Source organism: Streptococcus cristatus (assembly GCF_003943535.1).
Classification (GTDB): domain Bacteria; phylum Bacillota; class Bacilli; order Lactobacillales; family Streptococcaceae; genus Streptococcus; species Streptococcus cristatus_L.
In genome coordinates, this window is the sequence record NZ_RJPU01000001.1 from 440,659 (window position 1) to 454,852 (window position 14,194).

The 14,194-nt window shown below is 45.4% G+C and carries 14 protein-coding genes; all 14 read left to right on the top strand.

All coding sequences use genetic code 11. The annotated features are described in order from the left end of the window. The 14 genes from D8790_RS02405 (at position 1) to nusA (ending at position 14,185) form a co-directional block, all read left to right on the top strand. On the top strand, positions 1-456 hold the full coding sequence (locus D8790_RS02405) for a GNAT family N-acetyltransferase (protein ID WP_125387440.1): 456 nt from the start codon (positions 1-3) through the stop codon (positions 454-456). A gap of 61 nt (positions 457-517) precedes the next feature. Continuing rightward, positions 518-754, top strand: coding sequence for a DUF2829 domain-containing protein (locus D8790_RS02410; protein WP_002899859.1), 237 nt, complete (start codon positions 518-520; stop codon positions 752-754). Then, entirely contained in the window at positions 747-1,445 is a 699-nt protein-coding gene (locus D8790_RS02415; protein ID WP_125387441.1) for a 3-oxoacyl-ACP reductase, read from the top strand. The genes D8790_RS02410 and D8790_RS02415 overlap by 8 nt, the downstream gene beginning before the upstream one ends. Positions 1,446-1,651: 206 nt before the next feature. After that, on the top strand, positions 1,652-3,037 hold the full coding sequence (locus D8790_RS02420; RefSeq protein ID WP_185761892.1) for an amino acid permease: 1,386 nt from the start codon (positions 1,652-1,654) through the stop codon (positions 3,035-3,037). A gap of 148 nt (positions 3,038-3,185) precedes the next feature. Further along, the gene (locus D8790_RS02425; protein ID WP_125387442.1) at positions 3,186-3,719 is read left to right on the top strand and encodes a DUF177 domain-containing protein; all 534 of its coding nucleotides are present in this window, start codon (positions 3,186-3,188) and stop codon (positions 3,717-3,719) included. Between the two features lie 112 nt (positions 3,720-3,831). Continuing rightward, positions 3,832-4,464, top strand: a complete 633-nt coding sequence (gmk, locus tag D8790_RS02430; RefSeq protein ID WP_005590938.1) for a guanylate kinase — start codon at positions 3,832-3,834, stop codon at positions 4,462-4,464. A gap of 26 nt (positions 4,465-4,490) precedes the next feature. Next, positions 4,491-4,805 carry a DNA-directed RNA polymerase subunit omega gene (gene rpoZ, locus D8790_RS02435; RefSeq protein ID WP_005590937.1) on the top strand — a complete coding sequence of 105 codons (315 nt, stop codon included), beginning with the start codon at positions 4,491-4,493 and terminating at the stop codon, positions 4,803-4,805. 51 nt (positions 4,806-4,856) lie between these two features. After that, positions 4,857-7,262 (top strand): primosomal protein N', encoded by a 2,406-nt coding sequence (locus D8790_RS02440; protein WP_125387443.1) that lies wholly within the window; start codon positions 4,857-4,859, stop codon positions 7,260-7,262. 99 nt (positions 7,263-7,361) lie between these two features. Continuing rightward, complete coding sequence (fmt, locus tag D8790_RS02445; RefSeq protein WP_045498821.1) at positions 7,362-8,300, top strand: methionyl-tRNA formyltransferase; 939 nt, start codon at positions 7,362-7,364, stop codon at positions 8,298-8,300. Next, positions 8,290-9,606: a 16S rRNA (cytosine(967)-C(5))-methyltransferase RsmB gene (gene rsmB, locus D8790_RS02450; protein WP_185761893.1), complete on the top strand. Its 1,317-nt coding sequence runs from the start codon at positions 8,290-8,292 to the stop codon at positions 9,604-9,606. The genes fmt and rsmB overlap by 11 nt, the downstream gene beginning before the upstream one ends. A gap of 18 nt (positions 9,607-9,624) precedes the next feature. After that, a complete protein-coding gene (locus D8790_RS02455) occupies positions 9,625-10,365 on the top strand; it encodes a Stp1/IreP family PP2C-type Ser/Thr phosphatase (protein ID WP_045498827.1) in 741 nt (246 codons plus the stop codon). After that, positions 10,362-12,239 (top strand): Stk1 family PASTA domain-containing Ser/Thr kinase, encoded by a 1,878-nt coding sequence (gene pknB / locus D8790_RS02460; protein WP_125387445.1) that lies wholly within the window; start codon positions 10,362-10,364, stop codon positions 12,237-12,239. Before D8790_RS02455 ends, pknB begins: the two co-directional genes overlap by 4 nt. Before the next feature lie 146 nt (positions 12,240-12,385). After that, entirely contained in the window at positions 12,386-12,874 is a 489-nt protein-coding gene (rimP, locus tag D8790_RS02465) for a ribosome maturation factor RimP (RefSeq protein ID WP_185761902.1), read from the top strand. Positions 12,875-12,937: 63 nt separating this feature from the next. Further along, the gene (gene nusA / locus D8790_RS02470; protein ID WP_312023744.1) at positions 12,938-14,185 is read left to right on the top strand and encodes a transcription termination factor NusA; all 1,248 of its coding nucleotides are present in this window, start codon (positions 12,938-12,940) and stop codon (positions 14,183-14,185) included. Positions 14,186-14,194 lie beyond the last annotated feature (9 nt).

Consider the following 14,194-nt stretch of genomic DNA (forward strand, 5'->3'; position numbering starts at 1 on the left):
ATGATTGAACAATTAAGCCAGCAACATGCTTTGGAAATTGTTAAGGACTGGCACTACGAGGCGCCTTATGATTTTTATGATATGAAAAATGACCTAGAGGATTGTGAAGAACTGGTTTCTCCAGAAGCGCGTGGAGACCGTTATTATCAAGTCCTGCGAGAAGAGGAACTCTATGGATTTTTCTGCTTGGAGCAGAAAGGAGAGCGAACTTTGGAGCTTGGTTTGGGGATGAAGCCAAAGTATTGCGGAAAAGGTCAGGGCGCTGTATTTTTGCAGGAAATTCTGGACTTTATCATGGAAAATTTTGCGCCCCAAGTCATAAGTCTATCCGTGGCTGACTTCAATCATCGAGCCCAGCAATTGTACCTCAACATGGGCTTTGAAGTGGTGAGACGTATTCCGCAGGAAAGCAATGGTGATATTCATCTCTTTGTGGAGATGGAGAAGAAGCTTTAACTTACCTATGACTGCTAACAGCAAATTTGTAAATGAATATCAATAAACAAAGGAGAAAACCATGACATTTGAAGAAATTTTACCAGGCCTTAAGGCCAAGAAAAAATATGTACGTACAGGCTGGGGTGGAGCGGAAAACTACGTCCAGCTCTTTGACACGATTGAGCAGAATGGGGTGGCTCTCGAGGTGACACCTTATTTCCTCATCAATGTTTCAGGAGAAGGGGAGGGCTTCTCCATGTGGAGTCCAACTCCTTGTGATGTCCTCGCGACAGATTGGGTAGAAGTGGATGACTAAGACAGTACTGGTGACGGGAGCTAGCTCGGGTATCGGCCGAGCTCAGGCCCTGACCTTTTTGGAAAATGGCTATCTCGTTTATGGAGTAGATAAGGGCGAAAATCCTGGCTTTCTAAATGAACTACGTTTTTTTAAAATGGATTTGACAGATGATTTGACGCCACTCTTCACTAGCTTACCTGAAGTGGACATTCTATGTAATACGGCCGGTATTTTGGACGATTATCGTCCCTTGCACGAGACCAGCGACGAGGATTGGGAGCAGCTTTTTGCGCTCAATCTGACCGCGACCATGAAAATCACTCGCTTTTACCTGCAGAAAATGCTGGAGAAAAAGTCTGGTATCATCATTAATATGTGCTCGATTGCTAGCTTTTTGGCTGGCGGAGGCGGTGTAGCCTATACAGCCTCTAAGCACGCTCTAGCTGGCCTGACCAAGCAGATAGCCTTGGACTATGCGGATCAAAATATCCAAGTCTTTGGCCTAGCGCCAGGCGCTGTCAAGACAGCCATGACTGCCGCAGATTTTGAGCCAGGCGGACTGGCAGACTGGGTTGCTGAGGAAACGCCGATCAAGCGCTGGCTGGATCCTCAGGAAGTGGCTGATGTCAGCCTCTTTCTAGCCAGTGGTAAGGCAGCTGCTATGCAGGGCGAAATTATCAAAATCGACGGTGGCTGGAGTTTGAAGTAGGGATTTGCTGATTTTTAAATTCCTTTGGCAGTCAAATCTAAAAGAGGGAAGACGATTTTAAGGGTGTGGGCTGGAGACTAGAGAAGTTGACCATTGTTTAATAAATGAAAATTTTTTCTAACTTTTATAGATAAAAATAAAAGAATTTCTAGCAGAATTGTCTGAATTATGATACAATAAAGCGATTTGCGAAAGGAAATGATCGAATGAGTGAAAATGAATTGAAAAATAATGAAAAAACAGAAAAGAATGGGATGGAACGCGGCTTACAAAATCGGCATGTTCAGATTATAGCCATTGCTGGAACCATCGGCACGGGTCTTTTCTTGGGGGCGGGGCGTTCGATTAGTTTGACGGGTCCATCCATTATCTTGATTTACATGCTGACGGGCCTTTTCATGTATCTGATGATGCGGGCGATTGGGGAAATGCTTTACTACGATCCTGACCAGCATACCTTTATCAACTTTATTACCAAATATTTGGGAACTGGCTGGGGGTATTTTTCTGGTTGGTCCTACTGGATTTCTCTGATTTTTATCGGAATGGCTGAGATTACGGCTGTTGCCCAGTATGTGCAGTACTGGTTTCCTGACTGGCCAGCTTGGATGATTCAGCTTGTCTTTCTAGCCCTTCTTAGCTTGGTCAATCTGATAGCGGTTCGAGTTTTCGGCGAGGTCGAATTTTGGTTTGCTATGATAAAGATTGTAGCTATTATTGCTTTGATTGCAACGGCTGTCTTTATGGTATTGACAGGCTTTAAAACGCCTCACGGAGTAGCTAGTCTTGGGAATATTGGTCGAGGTTTTCAGCTTTTCCCTAATGGCTTTGTAAGTTTTGTCATGGCTTTCCAGATGGTCTTCTTTGCCTATCAGGCTATTGAATTTATCGGGATTACCACTTCTGAAACGGCTAATCCACGGGCGGTCTTGCCAAAGGCCATCAAAGAAATTCCTTTGCGGATTGTCTTGTTTTACGGGGGTTCTCTCCTTGCCATTATGGCTATCATTCCTTGGGAAAAACTAGCAACGGCTGACTCTCCCTTTGTTATTGTTTTTCAGTTAGCGGGTCTCAAATGGGCGGCAGCCTTGATTAACTTCGTGGTTCTGACCTCAGCGGCCTCCGCACTGAACTCGACCCTTTACTCAACAGGTCGCCATTTGTATCAGATTGCCCACGATACGCCCAATCCTTTTCTTGAGAAAATAGGAGCTGGGAAGCTATCTCGGCAAAACGTTCCGCAGAATGCGATTTTGACTTCGGCGGCTGTCATTGCCTTTGCGGCCTTTATCAAGATTCTTCCGGGAGTATCGGACTCCTTTGCTCTGATTACGGCTTCCTCATCTGGTGTCTACATCGCCATCTATGGTTTGACCATGCTGGCCCACCTCAAATATCGCAAGTCACCAGATTTTATGGCAGATGGTTATCTCATGCCAGCTTACAAGTTTCTCAATCCTTTGACCATGCTCTTCTTTGCCTTTGTCTTTATCACTCTTTTCTTACAAGAGTCAACGGTAGTGGGAGCAATCGGATCAGCTGTCTGGATCATCGTTTTTGGTCTTTACAGCCAGTTCAAATTCCGAAAATAAACAAAGCTTTTTAGGAAGCAGCATATTTTCTCTCAGTCTAAGAGGCTGAGAGATTTTCTTTTTCTTGTCTCATTGGCTGTTTGGGGTATAGGTATTTGGTCGAGAAAATGGTATAATGAAGAAAGAAATAAGGTAAAACGAGGCTGAAATGTTAAATATTCAAGAAATTAAGAAAAATGCTGGCGGTTTGCAGTTTGATCAAGACTTTGATTTGGCGCAAGAGCTACAAGAGCGTAATCGTGAAGTGCTAGATATCCAGAAGATCGTGGCTAGAGGTCAGGCTCAGTATGAAAATGGGCTTTATTTTTTGGATTACACCTTGAGCTACCAGATTACCCTCGCTTCTAGTCGCAGTATGGCTCCAGTTGACATAGTAGAAGACTACATGGTTCATGAAGTCTTTGCTTCTGTCGAAGATGGCTCTGTGCAAAAAGATTTGCTGGAAGATGACTTGGTTCTGCCATTTGAGGGAGATTCGATCGATCTGGCAGCCAGTGTGGCGGACAATATTTTACTTCATATTCCGCTAAAAGTTTTGACTCCTGAAGAGGAAGCTGGTGCGAGTATGCCTACGGGAAATGACTGGCAGGTGTTGACGGAGGAAGCCTACCAAAAGCAGCAAATGGAAAAGAAAGAAGCCAACAGTCCTTTCGCCAGCCTTCAAGGCTTATTTGATGAATAAAGGCGTCTAAAATCTAGTAGAATTCTAGAGTATTATCAAGGAAATCTCTTTGAATCTTCTTGAAATATGAGCGTAATTTTGTTACACTAGATAGAAAGACTGTGAAGGAGATATGATGACAGAACGAGGCTTGTTAATTGTCTTTTCTGGCCCCTCAGGCGTTGGAAAAGGAACAGTAAGACGGGAAATTTTTGAGAGTACGGACAATCAGTTTCAGTATTCTGTATCTATGACGACTCGTCCGCAGCGTCCTGGAGAAGTTGATGGTGTTGATTATTTCTTTCGCACTCGTGAAGAGTTTGAGGAGTTGATCCGTCAAGGGCAGATGCTCGAGTATGCAGAGTATGTCGGCAATTATTACGGGACTCCGCTCACTTATGTCAACGAGACCTTGGATAAGGGGATAGATGTTTTCTTGGAAATCGAAGTCCAAGGAGCACTCCAAGTCAAGAAAAAAGTGCCCGATGCTGTGTTTATCTTCCTGACTCCGCCAGACTTGGAAGAGCTGAAAGACCGTTTGGTTGGCCGTGGTACAGACAGTGCAGATGTCATTGCTCAGCGGATTGAGAAAGCAAAAGAAGAAATTGCCTTGATGCGTGAGTATGACTATGCTATTGTCAATGACCAAGTACCTTTGGCAGCTGAACGTGTGAAACGTGTGATTGAAGCCGAGCATTTTCGTGTGGACCGTGTCATCGGTCACTATCAAGACATGCTTCCTAAGGATGAAGCAGTCGTCCGTTAATAAAGTTAGAAATTAGGTAAATAGTTATGATGTTAAAACCGTCTATTGATACCTTGTTGGACAAGGTACCATCAAAATATTCTTTGGTTATCTTAGAAGCTAAGCGTGCCCATGAGCTAGAAGCTGGCGCTAAGCCAACTCAAGACTTCAAATCAGTGAAATCAACGCTACGCGCTTTAGAAGAAATTGAATCTGGTAATGTTGTGATTCATCCAGATCCAGAAGGAAAACGCGAAGCGGTTCGCCGTCGTGCGGAAGAAGAACGTTTGCGTAAAGAAGAAGAAGAGCGCAAGATCAAAGAACAAATTGCCAAAGAAAAAGAAGAGGGTGAGAAAATTTAAGGTTGGGGTTACTCAATCTTATTTTTCGTTTAGGGAAAGCGGGGTGAGAGTGTGAAAGTTGCCAAGGTTATTGTCGATGTTCCTCTGATGCAGACGGACAAACCGTATAGCTATGCGGTTCCAGAGGAGTTTTCAGGAATGCTGGAAGCTGGGATGCGGGTGCATGTGCCTTTTGGTAAGGGCGGTCGGTTGATTCAGGGGCTGATTGTTGGCTTGGTTGATGAGGAAGCTGAAGATTTGGCGGTGCATATCGGAGAATTGAAAGATATTGCTGAAGTTCTTGACTTTAGGCCGGTTCTCAATGCGGAGCAGCTCTGGCTAGCTGACCAATTGCGCCAGTCTGTCTTTTCCTATAAAATTTCCATCCTGAAGGCCATGTTGCCGAGTCTTCTTAATTCCAGCTATGACAAGTTGCTTTATCCAATGGAGCAGCTTTCAGTTGAGGAGCGGCAGGCCATTTTTGGTCAGGAAGCTAGTCTTCGCTTTTCTGATTTGGACAAGAAAAGTCAGTCCAAGCTCATGCGGTTGACTCAGGCTGGTAAGATTCGCTTGGAATACCAAGCGACGGACCGTAAGCATATCAAGACAGAAACCTGGTATCAAGTTGATAGAGAGCAATTGGCTCAGTTTCTGCCTTCTGCCCGAGCGAAAAAGCAGCAGGAGCTTCAGATATTTCTGCTGGAAAATCCGCAATCAGGTCTTCTCAAAGACTTACGAAAACTCTTTTCACCTGCAGTCGTCAATATTTTCTTAGAAAAGGAGCTTCTTCATACAGAGGAGAGAGAGGTCAGCCGATCTGCGGCGCATTTCCAGAAGGAGCGACAGGATAAAAAGCTGGTTCTTAATGAGGAACAGGCAGCCGCGGTCGCTGCGATTTGTCAAAAAATCGGTAAAGAAAAGGCTCAACCCGTTTTGCTAGAAGGAGTGACAGGGAGTGGCAAGACCGAGGTTTATCTCAAGGTGATTGAGGAAGCTCTGGTTCAGGGCAAGACGGCGATTATGCTGGTGCCAGAAATTTCCCTGACTCCTCAGGTGACCGATCGTTTTATTTCGCGCTTTGGTGACAAGGTGGCTATTTTGCATTCCGGTCTATCTGACGGTGAGAAGTATGATGAGTGGCGCAAGGTGGAGCGGGGAGAAGCTCAGGTCGTTGTTGGTGCGCGCTCAGCTATCTTTGCTCCGCTGACAAATATCGGAGTTATCATCATTGATGAGGAGCATGAGTCCTCCTATAAGCAGGATTCCAATCCTCGCTACCATGCTAGAGAAGTGGCTCTCTTGCGAGCTCGTTACAATCAAGCTGTCTTGGTGCTGGGTTCGGCGACTCCGAGTTTGGAAAGCAGGGCCAGAGCCAGCCGTGGCGTTTATGACTTTTTGCAGTTGACCAAGCGGGCCAATCCGCTGGCGCAGATTCCTCAGGTTCAAGTGGTGGACTTCCGAGATTATATCGGGCAAAATGAAGCTAGTAATTTCACTCCAGTCCTGCTAGAAGCTATTCAGGATCGTCTGGAGAAAGGCGAGCAGACGGTTCTCATGCTCAACAGGCGAGGTTATTCCAGCTTTGTCATGTGTCGGGAATGCGGCACGGTGGACACCTGTCCCAACTGTGATATTTCCCTGACCCTGCATATGGATACCAAGACTATGAACTGCCACTACTGTGGCTTTACCAAGGACATTCCGCAAGCCTGTCCTAATTGTGCCAGTCGCAGCATTCGCTATTATGGTACTGGGACGCAGAAAGCTTATGATGAGCTGACGACTCTTTTTCCAGAGGCTCGCATTCTGCGCATGGATGTGGATACGACCCGTAAAAAAGGGAGTCACGAAGAAATCCTAGAGGCCTTTAGTCAGGGGCAGGCAGATATTCTGCTGGGAACTCAGATGATTGCCAAGGGACTGGATTTTCCTAATGTGACCTTGGTCGGCGTTCTCAATGCGGATACGGCTCTGAATCTGCCAGATTTTCGTTCTTCGGAACGGACCTTTCAGCTGTTGACTCAGGTAGCAGGTCGGGCAGGTCGGGCTGAGAAAGCAGGACAAGTCTTTATCCAGTCTTACAACCCGCATCACTATGCCATTGACTTTGCCAGAAAGCAGGACTATGAAGGCTTCTACGCCTATGAAATGGGAATTCGTCGGCAGTTGGGCTATCCTCCTTATTACTATACAGTTGGGCTGACCCTATCCCACAAGGATGAGGAAACGGTAGTCAAGAAATCTTATCAGGTTATGGATATTTTACGGAGTGGTTTATCGGACAAGGTGCAAATTTTGGGTCCCACACCCAAGCCCATTGCTCGAACCCACAACCTCTACCACTATCAGATTTTACTGAAATATCGTTTTGAGGATGACCTGCAAGCTACACTCAATCAGGTCTTGGAATTAACGCAGCAAGCGGAAAACAAGGACCTGCGGCTCAGTATTGATAATGAACCCCAGAATTTTATCTGATGGCAAAAGTGAGCGAGAGCTGTCAGCTTTGCTCGCTTTTCTGATATAATAGAAAGAAAAACAGTCGCAGGGATGGGATTCTGCGACAGATTTGAGGAAATGACAGTGAAATTAATTTTTATGGGAACGCCTGACTTTTCAGCAACGGTCTTAAAAGGCCTGCTGGAGAGTGAACAATATGAAATTTTAGCAGTGGTCACTCAACCAGACCGAGCGGTGGGCCGCAAGAAGGAAATCCGCATGACACCGGTTAAGGAAGTGGCTTTAGCTAACGGCTTGCCAGTTTACCAACCAGAAAAGTTGGCTAAAAGCGCGGACTTGGAAGAGATTATGAATTTGGGAGCTGACGGCATCGTGACAGCAGCCTTTGGTCAATTTCTGCCGAGCCGCTTACTGGACAGCGTTAACTTCGCGGTGAATGTCCATGCCTCTCTCTTGCCTAAATACCGTGGCGGAGCGCCCATTCATTATGCTTTGATAAATGGTGATCAAGAAGCGGGTGTGACCATTATGGAGATGGTCAAGGAGATGGATGCTGGTGATATGATTGCCAGTCGAGCGACAGCTATTGAAGAGTCTGATAATGTAGGAACTCTCTTTGAAAAACTAGCAGTGATTGGCCGCGACCTTCTTTTAGAAGTTTTGCCAGCCTATGTGGCGGGAGAGATTCAAGCTCAGCCTCAGGATCCAGAGCTGGTGACTTTTTCACCGAATATCAGCCCAGAGCAAGAGCGGATTGATTGGACAAAGACCAGTCGCCAGATTTTCAATCAGGTTCGGGGCATGAATCCTTGGCCGGTGGCCCATACCCTGCTAGCTGGCCAGCGCTTCAAGATTTACGAGGTTAGCCAAGTAGAAGGCAGTGGTCGTCCGGGTGAAATCCTGACGATCAGCAAGAAAGAATTGGTGGTCGCGGCGGGTCAGGGAGCCCTTTCTCTAAAGACGGTACAGCCATTCGGCAAGCCCAAAATGGACATCAAGGACTTTCTCAACGGTCTGGGTCGGAACTTAGCGGTAGGTGATGAATTTGGAAAGTAAGCAAAAAAGAGCCCGAGAGCTTGCTCTTGAAATTCTAGAAGAAGTCTTTGAAGAGGGAGCTTATTCCAATATTGCCCTCAACAAGGCTCTGAAACAAAGTAGCCTCAGTTCAGCTGATAAAAGCTTGGTCACGGAGCTGGTCTATGGAACGGTCGCTCGCAAAATTACTCTAGAATGGCAGCTAGCTCATTGGGTGGAGGATAGAGACAAGCTGGATGCTTGGCTTTATATCCTGCTTGAGCTCAGCCTCTACCAGATGCTCTATCTGGATAAAATCCCCCAGCATGCTGTTGTCAGTGAAGCTGTTGAGATTGCAAAAGGACGCAAGCGTGGCAGTGAAAAATATATCAATGCAATCCTGCGGAAGATCGAGCGGGAAGGCGCAGCTGATCCAACTACTATCAAACGCAAGAACAAGCGCTACTCAGTCCAGTATTCTCTGCCGGTCTGGTTGGTCAAGGTGTTGATTGACGAATACGGGGAGGAACGCGCGGAAGCTATCTTTGCTAGTCTCTTTGAGCGCAACAAGGCCAGCATTCGAGTGACGGATGTGGCTCGAAAGGAAGAAATTAAAGCAGTTTTGAGTGCGGACGATTCGCTCTTGGCCCCTTCAGCCTTGGTCAAGAAGCAAGGTCATTTTGCTGGTCATGAGTTCTTTGAAAAAGGCTTGATCACTATTCAAGACGAGTCTAGTCAGCTGGTTGCTCCAACCTTGCATATTGAAGGGAATGAGCAGATTCTGGATGCCTGCAGTGCGCCAGGTGGTAAAGCTGTGCACATGGCTTCCTATCTGACAAGCGGCCAGATTACAGCCTTAGATCTTTACGATCACAAGCTGAACTTGATTCGTCAAAATGCAGAACGTCTAGGCTTGACAGATAAAATCACCACTAAAAAGCTGGATGCGACCAAGGTGTTTGAGACTTTTGGACCAAATGCATTTGATAAAATCCTAGTAGACGCTCCTTGCTCTGGCATCGGCTTAATTCGCCGCAAGCCAGACATTAAGTACAATAAAGAAAACGCTGATTTTGAAAATTTACAAAAAATTCAGCTGGATATACTAGACAGCGTTTGTCAAAGTCTACGTAAAGGTGGTATAATAACTTATAGTACTTGCACGATTGTGTCTGCAGAGAATTTTGAAGTAGTCAAGAAATTTCTAGAAAGACACCCAAATTTTGAGCAAGTTAGACTAGAAAATGAAAGAGAAGATATCGTGAAAGACGGTTGTATTTTGATTACGCCGGAATTATACGGAAGCGATGGATTTTTTATCAGTCAATTTAGGAAGATATCGGACTAAGAGGAGGAAACTGACAGTATGGAAATTTCAATATTAACAGATGTTGGTCAAAAGCGGACAAATAATCAGGATTATGCCAATCTTTTTGTAAATCGGGCTGGCAAGACTATGATTATCTTGGCTGATGGTATGGGTGGTCACAGAGCTGGTAACATTGCCAGTGAAATGGCAGTAACAGACCTGGGTGCCGCATGGGTTGATACTCAGATTGACTCAGTGAACCAAGTCCGTGAATGGTTTGCAGAGCATTTGGAACAAGAAAATCAGCGGATCCACCAATTTGGTCAGGACGAAGAATACAAGGGCATGGGCACGACGCTAGAAGCCTTGGCTATTATTGATAATCAAGCTATCTATGCTCATATTGGTGATTCTCGCATTGGCTTGATTCGCGGTGAGGAATATAGCCAATTAACTAGTGACCATTCACTTGTTAATGCTTTGCTCAAGGCTGGACAGATTACACAAGAAGAGGCGGAACGCCATCCGCAGAAAAATATTATCACTCAGTCTATCGGTCAAAAAGACGAAGTGCAGCCTGACTACGGCATGATCACGTTAGAAGATGGTGATTACCTTCTGCTCAACAGTGACGGTCTGACCAATATGATTTCAGACAGCGAAATTTATGATATTGTCACTAGCGATATCAGCCTATCTGAAAAAACTGAAACCTTAATTCGCTTTGCCAACAATGCTGGAGGGCTGGATAATATCACAGTTGCTCTGGTTCGTTTTGACAAGGAGGAACAGGAATGATTCAAATCGGCAAGATCTTTGCCGGGCGATATAAAATCATCAAACAGATTGGCCGTGGAGGCATGGCAGATGTCTATCTGGCGCGAGATCTGATACTTGATGGTGAGGAGGTTGCTGTAAAGGTTCTTAGAACCAATTATCAGACAGATCCTATTGCAGTTGCCCGCTTCCAAAGAGAAGCCAAAGCAATGGCGGACTTGGATCATCCTTACATTGTCCGGATTTCCGATATTGGAGAAGAAGATGGTCAGCAATATCTGGCCATGGAATATGTGTCTGGGCTTGACCTCAAACGCTACATCAAAGAAAATTCTCCACTTTCAAACGAAGAAGCAGTTAGAATTATGGGGCAAATCCTATTGGCTATGCGCCTGGCGCATACACGCGGGATTGTCCACCGTGATCTAAAACCACAAAATGTCCTCTTGACACCAGATGGCGATGCTAAGGTAACAGACTTTGGAATTGCCGTGGCTTTCGCAGAGACCAGCCTAACCCAGACCAATTCGATGCTGGGGTCGGTGCATTATCTCTCGCCAGAGCAGGCACGGGGTTCCAAAGCCACTGTTCAGAGCGATATTTATGCCATGGGGATTATTTTCTATGAGATGTTGACAGGGCATATCCCTTATGATGGAGATAGTGCTGTGACGATAGCTTTGCAGCATTTCCAAAAGCCCCTGCCTTCAATCATCGCAGAAAATCCGAATGTTCCTCAGGCCTTGGAAAATGTGGTCATTAAGGCAACGGCTAAAAAGTTGAGCGATCGCTATCAATCCGTTGCAGAGATGTATGTTGACTTGTCTAGCAGCTTATCCTATGACCGCCGAAATGAAAAGAAACTGGTCTTTGATGATGGGGCCAAGGCAGATACTAAAACTTTGCCAAAAGTTCCTCCAATTCCTCAGTCAGCTCCAAGTCCTGTTGCAGAAGCAGTGGCTCCTAAAGCTGCAGCTGATGTGAAGAGAGAGACCCCTGTTTTAAAAGCTCCAGTCAAAAAAACGAAAAAACGTCATTTAAGAGCTAGATACAAAGTTCTGTTCTTAGCTATTCTCTTAGTTTTTGCAGCCTTCTTCTTTCTGATCTACAAGAGTCCTGCCAATACTACGGTTCCAGATGTAGCAGGGCAAACAGTGGCAGAAGCCCGTTCGACCATTACTGCTAAGGGTCTTGAGGTAGGAGAAATCAAGGAGGACTACAGTGATAAAGTGGCGGAAGGTAAGATCATCAAGACAGATCCACCAGCTAATAGTCAACGCCGTGAAAACAGTAAAGTGGATTTGATTGTCTCCAAAGGAGCAAAAACCTTTACAATAGAAAATTACGTTGGTAAGAAGTCCTCAGAGGCGATTGAAGATCTGAAAAGCACTTACAATATTCCTGAGAAGCTGATCAAGATTGTAGAAGAAGAAAGTTCTGATGTTGAAGAAGGAGTGGTCATCAGCCAAACCCCAGCTGCAGGCTCTTCTTATGATGTGACGTCCAATAAACAGATTACTCTGACCGTTGCTAAAACAGTGACTACTGTTCCAATGCCGGACTTTGGTCATCTCCAAGTTTCGTATGCTTATGCGCGGTCCTATCTGATGGAGATGGGAATCGCTTCGTCTCGTATTGAGCGAGTGATTGATCGCTCCGTGGAGTCCAGTCAAGCTGATTTGGTGACATCCCAGTCTCCAGCAGCTGGTCAAGGTATTAAATTGAAATCAAATACCAAGATTACTTTCTACGTGACAGACGGTACGGTAACAAGTTCTTCTAGTACAAGCGAACGTTCATCGTCGTCATCGCCTTCCAGCAGCACCACGAGTGAGAGTGAAAGTCATTCTAGCTCTTCCAGCAGCTCTACAACAGCATCAACAGACCATCAATAAGGCGTCTAGCTACAGTTATCCTATCTGGTCTATTTTAGACTTTGTAGAGAAATAGAAGTATATCCCTTGATTTTCAAGGCAGACTATGCTATAATTATCTTAGTGAATATAAAAGAGAGGCGAGGAAGTATCTTCGCCTCTTGTCTGTGAGGAGGTGCAGTCTTATCACAACGATTGTTGAATTAGTAAGAGAAGTTATTGAGCCAGCCATCCAAGAACCCTATGAATTAGTAGATATTGAGTACGGCAAGATGGGCGGTGACCATGTTCTCAGTGTTTTTGTAGACAAGCCCGAGGGGATTACGGTCAATGATACAGCAGATTTGACTGATATAATCAGTCCTCTGTTGGACTCTATCAAGCCCGATCCTTTTCCTGACCAGTATTTTCTGGAAGTGACTAGCCCAGGCTTGGAGCGTCCGCTCAAGACCAAGGAAGCTGTGGCAGCCGCAGTTGGAAGCTATATCCATGTCAGTCTTTATAAGGCACTGGATAAAAATAAGGTTTTCGAAGGAACGTTACTTGGATTTGAAGACGATGTCTTGCTCATGGAATATATGGATAAAACACGCAAAAAAGAAGTTGAAATTCCATATAATCTAGTGTCAAAAGCAAGACTGGCCGTTAAATTTTAGTAACAGATCGCAATAATATAATGAAGAAAGGAATACTTTTGCTTCAGCAAAAGTTACATGAAGATGAGTAAAGAAATGCTAGAGGCCTTCCGTATTTTGGAAGAGGACAAAGGTATTAAAAAAGAAGATATTATCGAAGCAGTGACAGAATCCCTTCGCTCTGCTTATCGTCGTCGCTACGGTCAGGCAGACAGCGCAGCCATTGAGTTTAATGAAAAAACAGGTGATTTCCATGTCTATACTGTCCGTGAAGTCGTGGACGAGGTCTTTGACAGCCGCTTGGAAATCAGCCTCAAGGACGCCTTGGCTATCAGCTCTGCCTATGAGTTGGGAGATAAGATCAAGTTTGAAGAAGCGCCAGCTGAATTTGGCCGGGTAGCAGCTCAATCTGCTAAGCAGACCATCATGGAAAAGATGCGCAAGCAAACTCGTGCCATCACTTACAATACCTACAAAGAACATGAAAATGAAATCATGTCAGGAACAGTGGAGCGCTTTGATAATCGCTTTATCTATGTCAATCTAGGCACGATTGAAGCACAATTATCTAAACAAGACCAGATTCCTGGTGAGGTCTTTGCCTCTCATGACCGCATCGAAGTTTTCGTCTACAAAGTAGAAGACAATCCTCGTGGTGTCAATGTCTTCGTTAGCCGTAGCCATCCAGAGATGATCAAGCGCTTGATGGAGCAGGAAATTCCTGAAGTTTACGACGGAACTGTTGAAATCATGAGCGTGTCTCGTGAAGCGGGCGATCGGACCAAGGTAGCGGTTCGCAGCCACAATCCAAACGTGGATGCGATCGGAACCATCGTCGGACGTGGTGGTGCCAATATCAAGAAGATTACCAGCAAATTCTACCCAGCCAAATACGATGCCAAAAGTGGCCGTATGATTCCGACTGAGGAAAATATCGATGTTATTGAGTGGGTCGCTGATCCAGCCGAGTACATCTACAATGCCATTGCTCCAGCAGAGGTCGATCAAGTTATCTTCCATGCAGAAGACAACAAGCGAGCTTTGGTTGTCGTGCCGGATAATAAACTTTCACTGGCTATCGGCCGTCGTGGGCAAAACGTTCGCTTGGCAGCTCATTTGACTGGCTTTAGAATTGATATCAAGTCAGCCAGCGAATTTGAAGCAATGGAAGCAGCCAACGAGCTTGGTGGATTTGGCCAAGATTACGTACCAGAAGAAGTACCAGCCGAAGTAGATGCTCCTTCAGCAGAATTTGAAGCGGAAGAGCTGAATGATACAGAAGTGGCAACTGAAATCGAACTCGAAGAAAGTGAAGCAGTAGCCGCAGAATAAGGGAGACAG

Coding starts and splice junctions, on each gene's coding strand:
- D8790_RS02420 (WP_185761892.1), top strand. CDS start 1,652: ATGAGTGAAAATGAATTGAAAAATAATGAAAAAACAGAAAAGAATGGG.
- D8790_RS02415 (WP_125387441.1), top strand. CDS start 747: ATGACTAAGACAGTACTGGTGACGGGAGCTAGCTCGGGTATCGGCCGA.
- D8790_RS02410 (WP_002899859.1), top strand. CDS start 518: ATGACATTTGAAGAAATTTTACCAGGCCTTAAGGCCAAGAAAAAATAT.
- pknB (WP_125387445.1), top strand. CDS start 10,362: ATGATTCAAATCGGCAAGATCTTTGCCGGGCGATATAAAATCATCAAA.
- D8790_RS02425 (WP_125387442.1), top strand. CDS start 3,186: ATGTTAAATATTCAAGAAATTAAGAAAAATGCTGGCGGTTTGCAGTTT.
- D8790_RS02455 (WP_045498827.1), top strand. CDS start 9,625: ATGGAAATTTCAATATTAACAGATGTTGGTCAAAAGCGGACAAATAAT.
- gmk (WP_005590938.1), top strand. CDS start 3,832: ATGATGACAGAACGAGGCTTGTTAATTGTCTTTTCTGGCCCCTCAGGC.
- D8790_RS02405 (WP_125387440.1), top strand. CDS start 1: ATGATTGAACAATTAAGCCAGCAACATGCTTTGGAAATTGTTAAGGAC.
- fmt (WP_045498821.1), top strand. CDS start 7,362: ATGACAGTGAAATTAATTTTTATGGGAACGCCTGACTTTTCAGCAACG.
- nusA (WP_312023744.1), top strand. CDS start 12,938: ATGAGTAAAGAAATGCTAGAGGCCTTCCGTATTTTGGAAGAGGACAAA.
- rpoZ (WP_005590937.1), top strand. CDS start 4,491: ATGATGTTAAAACCGTCTATTGATACCTTGTTGGACAAGGTACCATCA.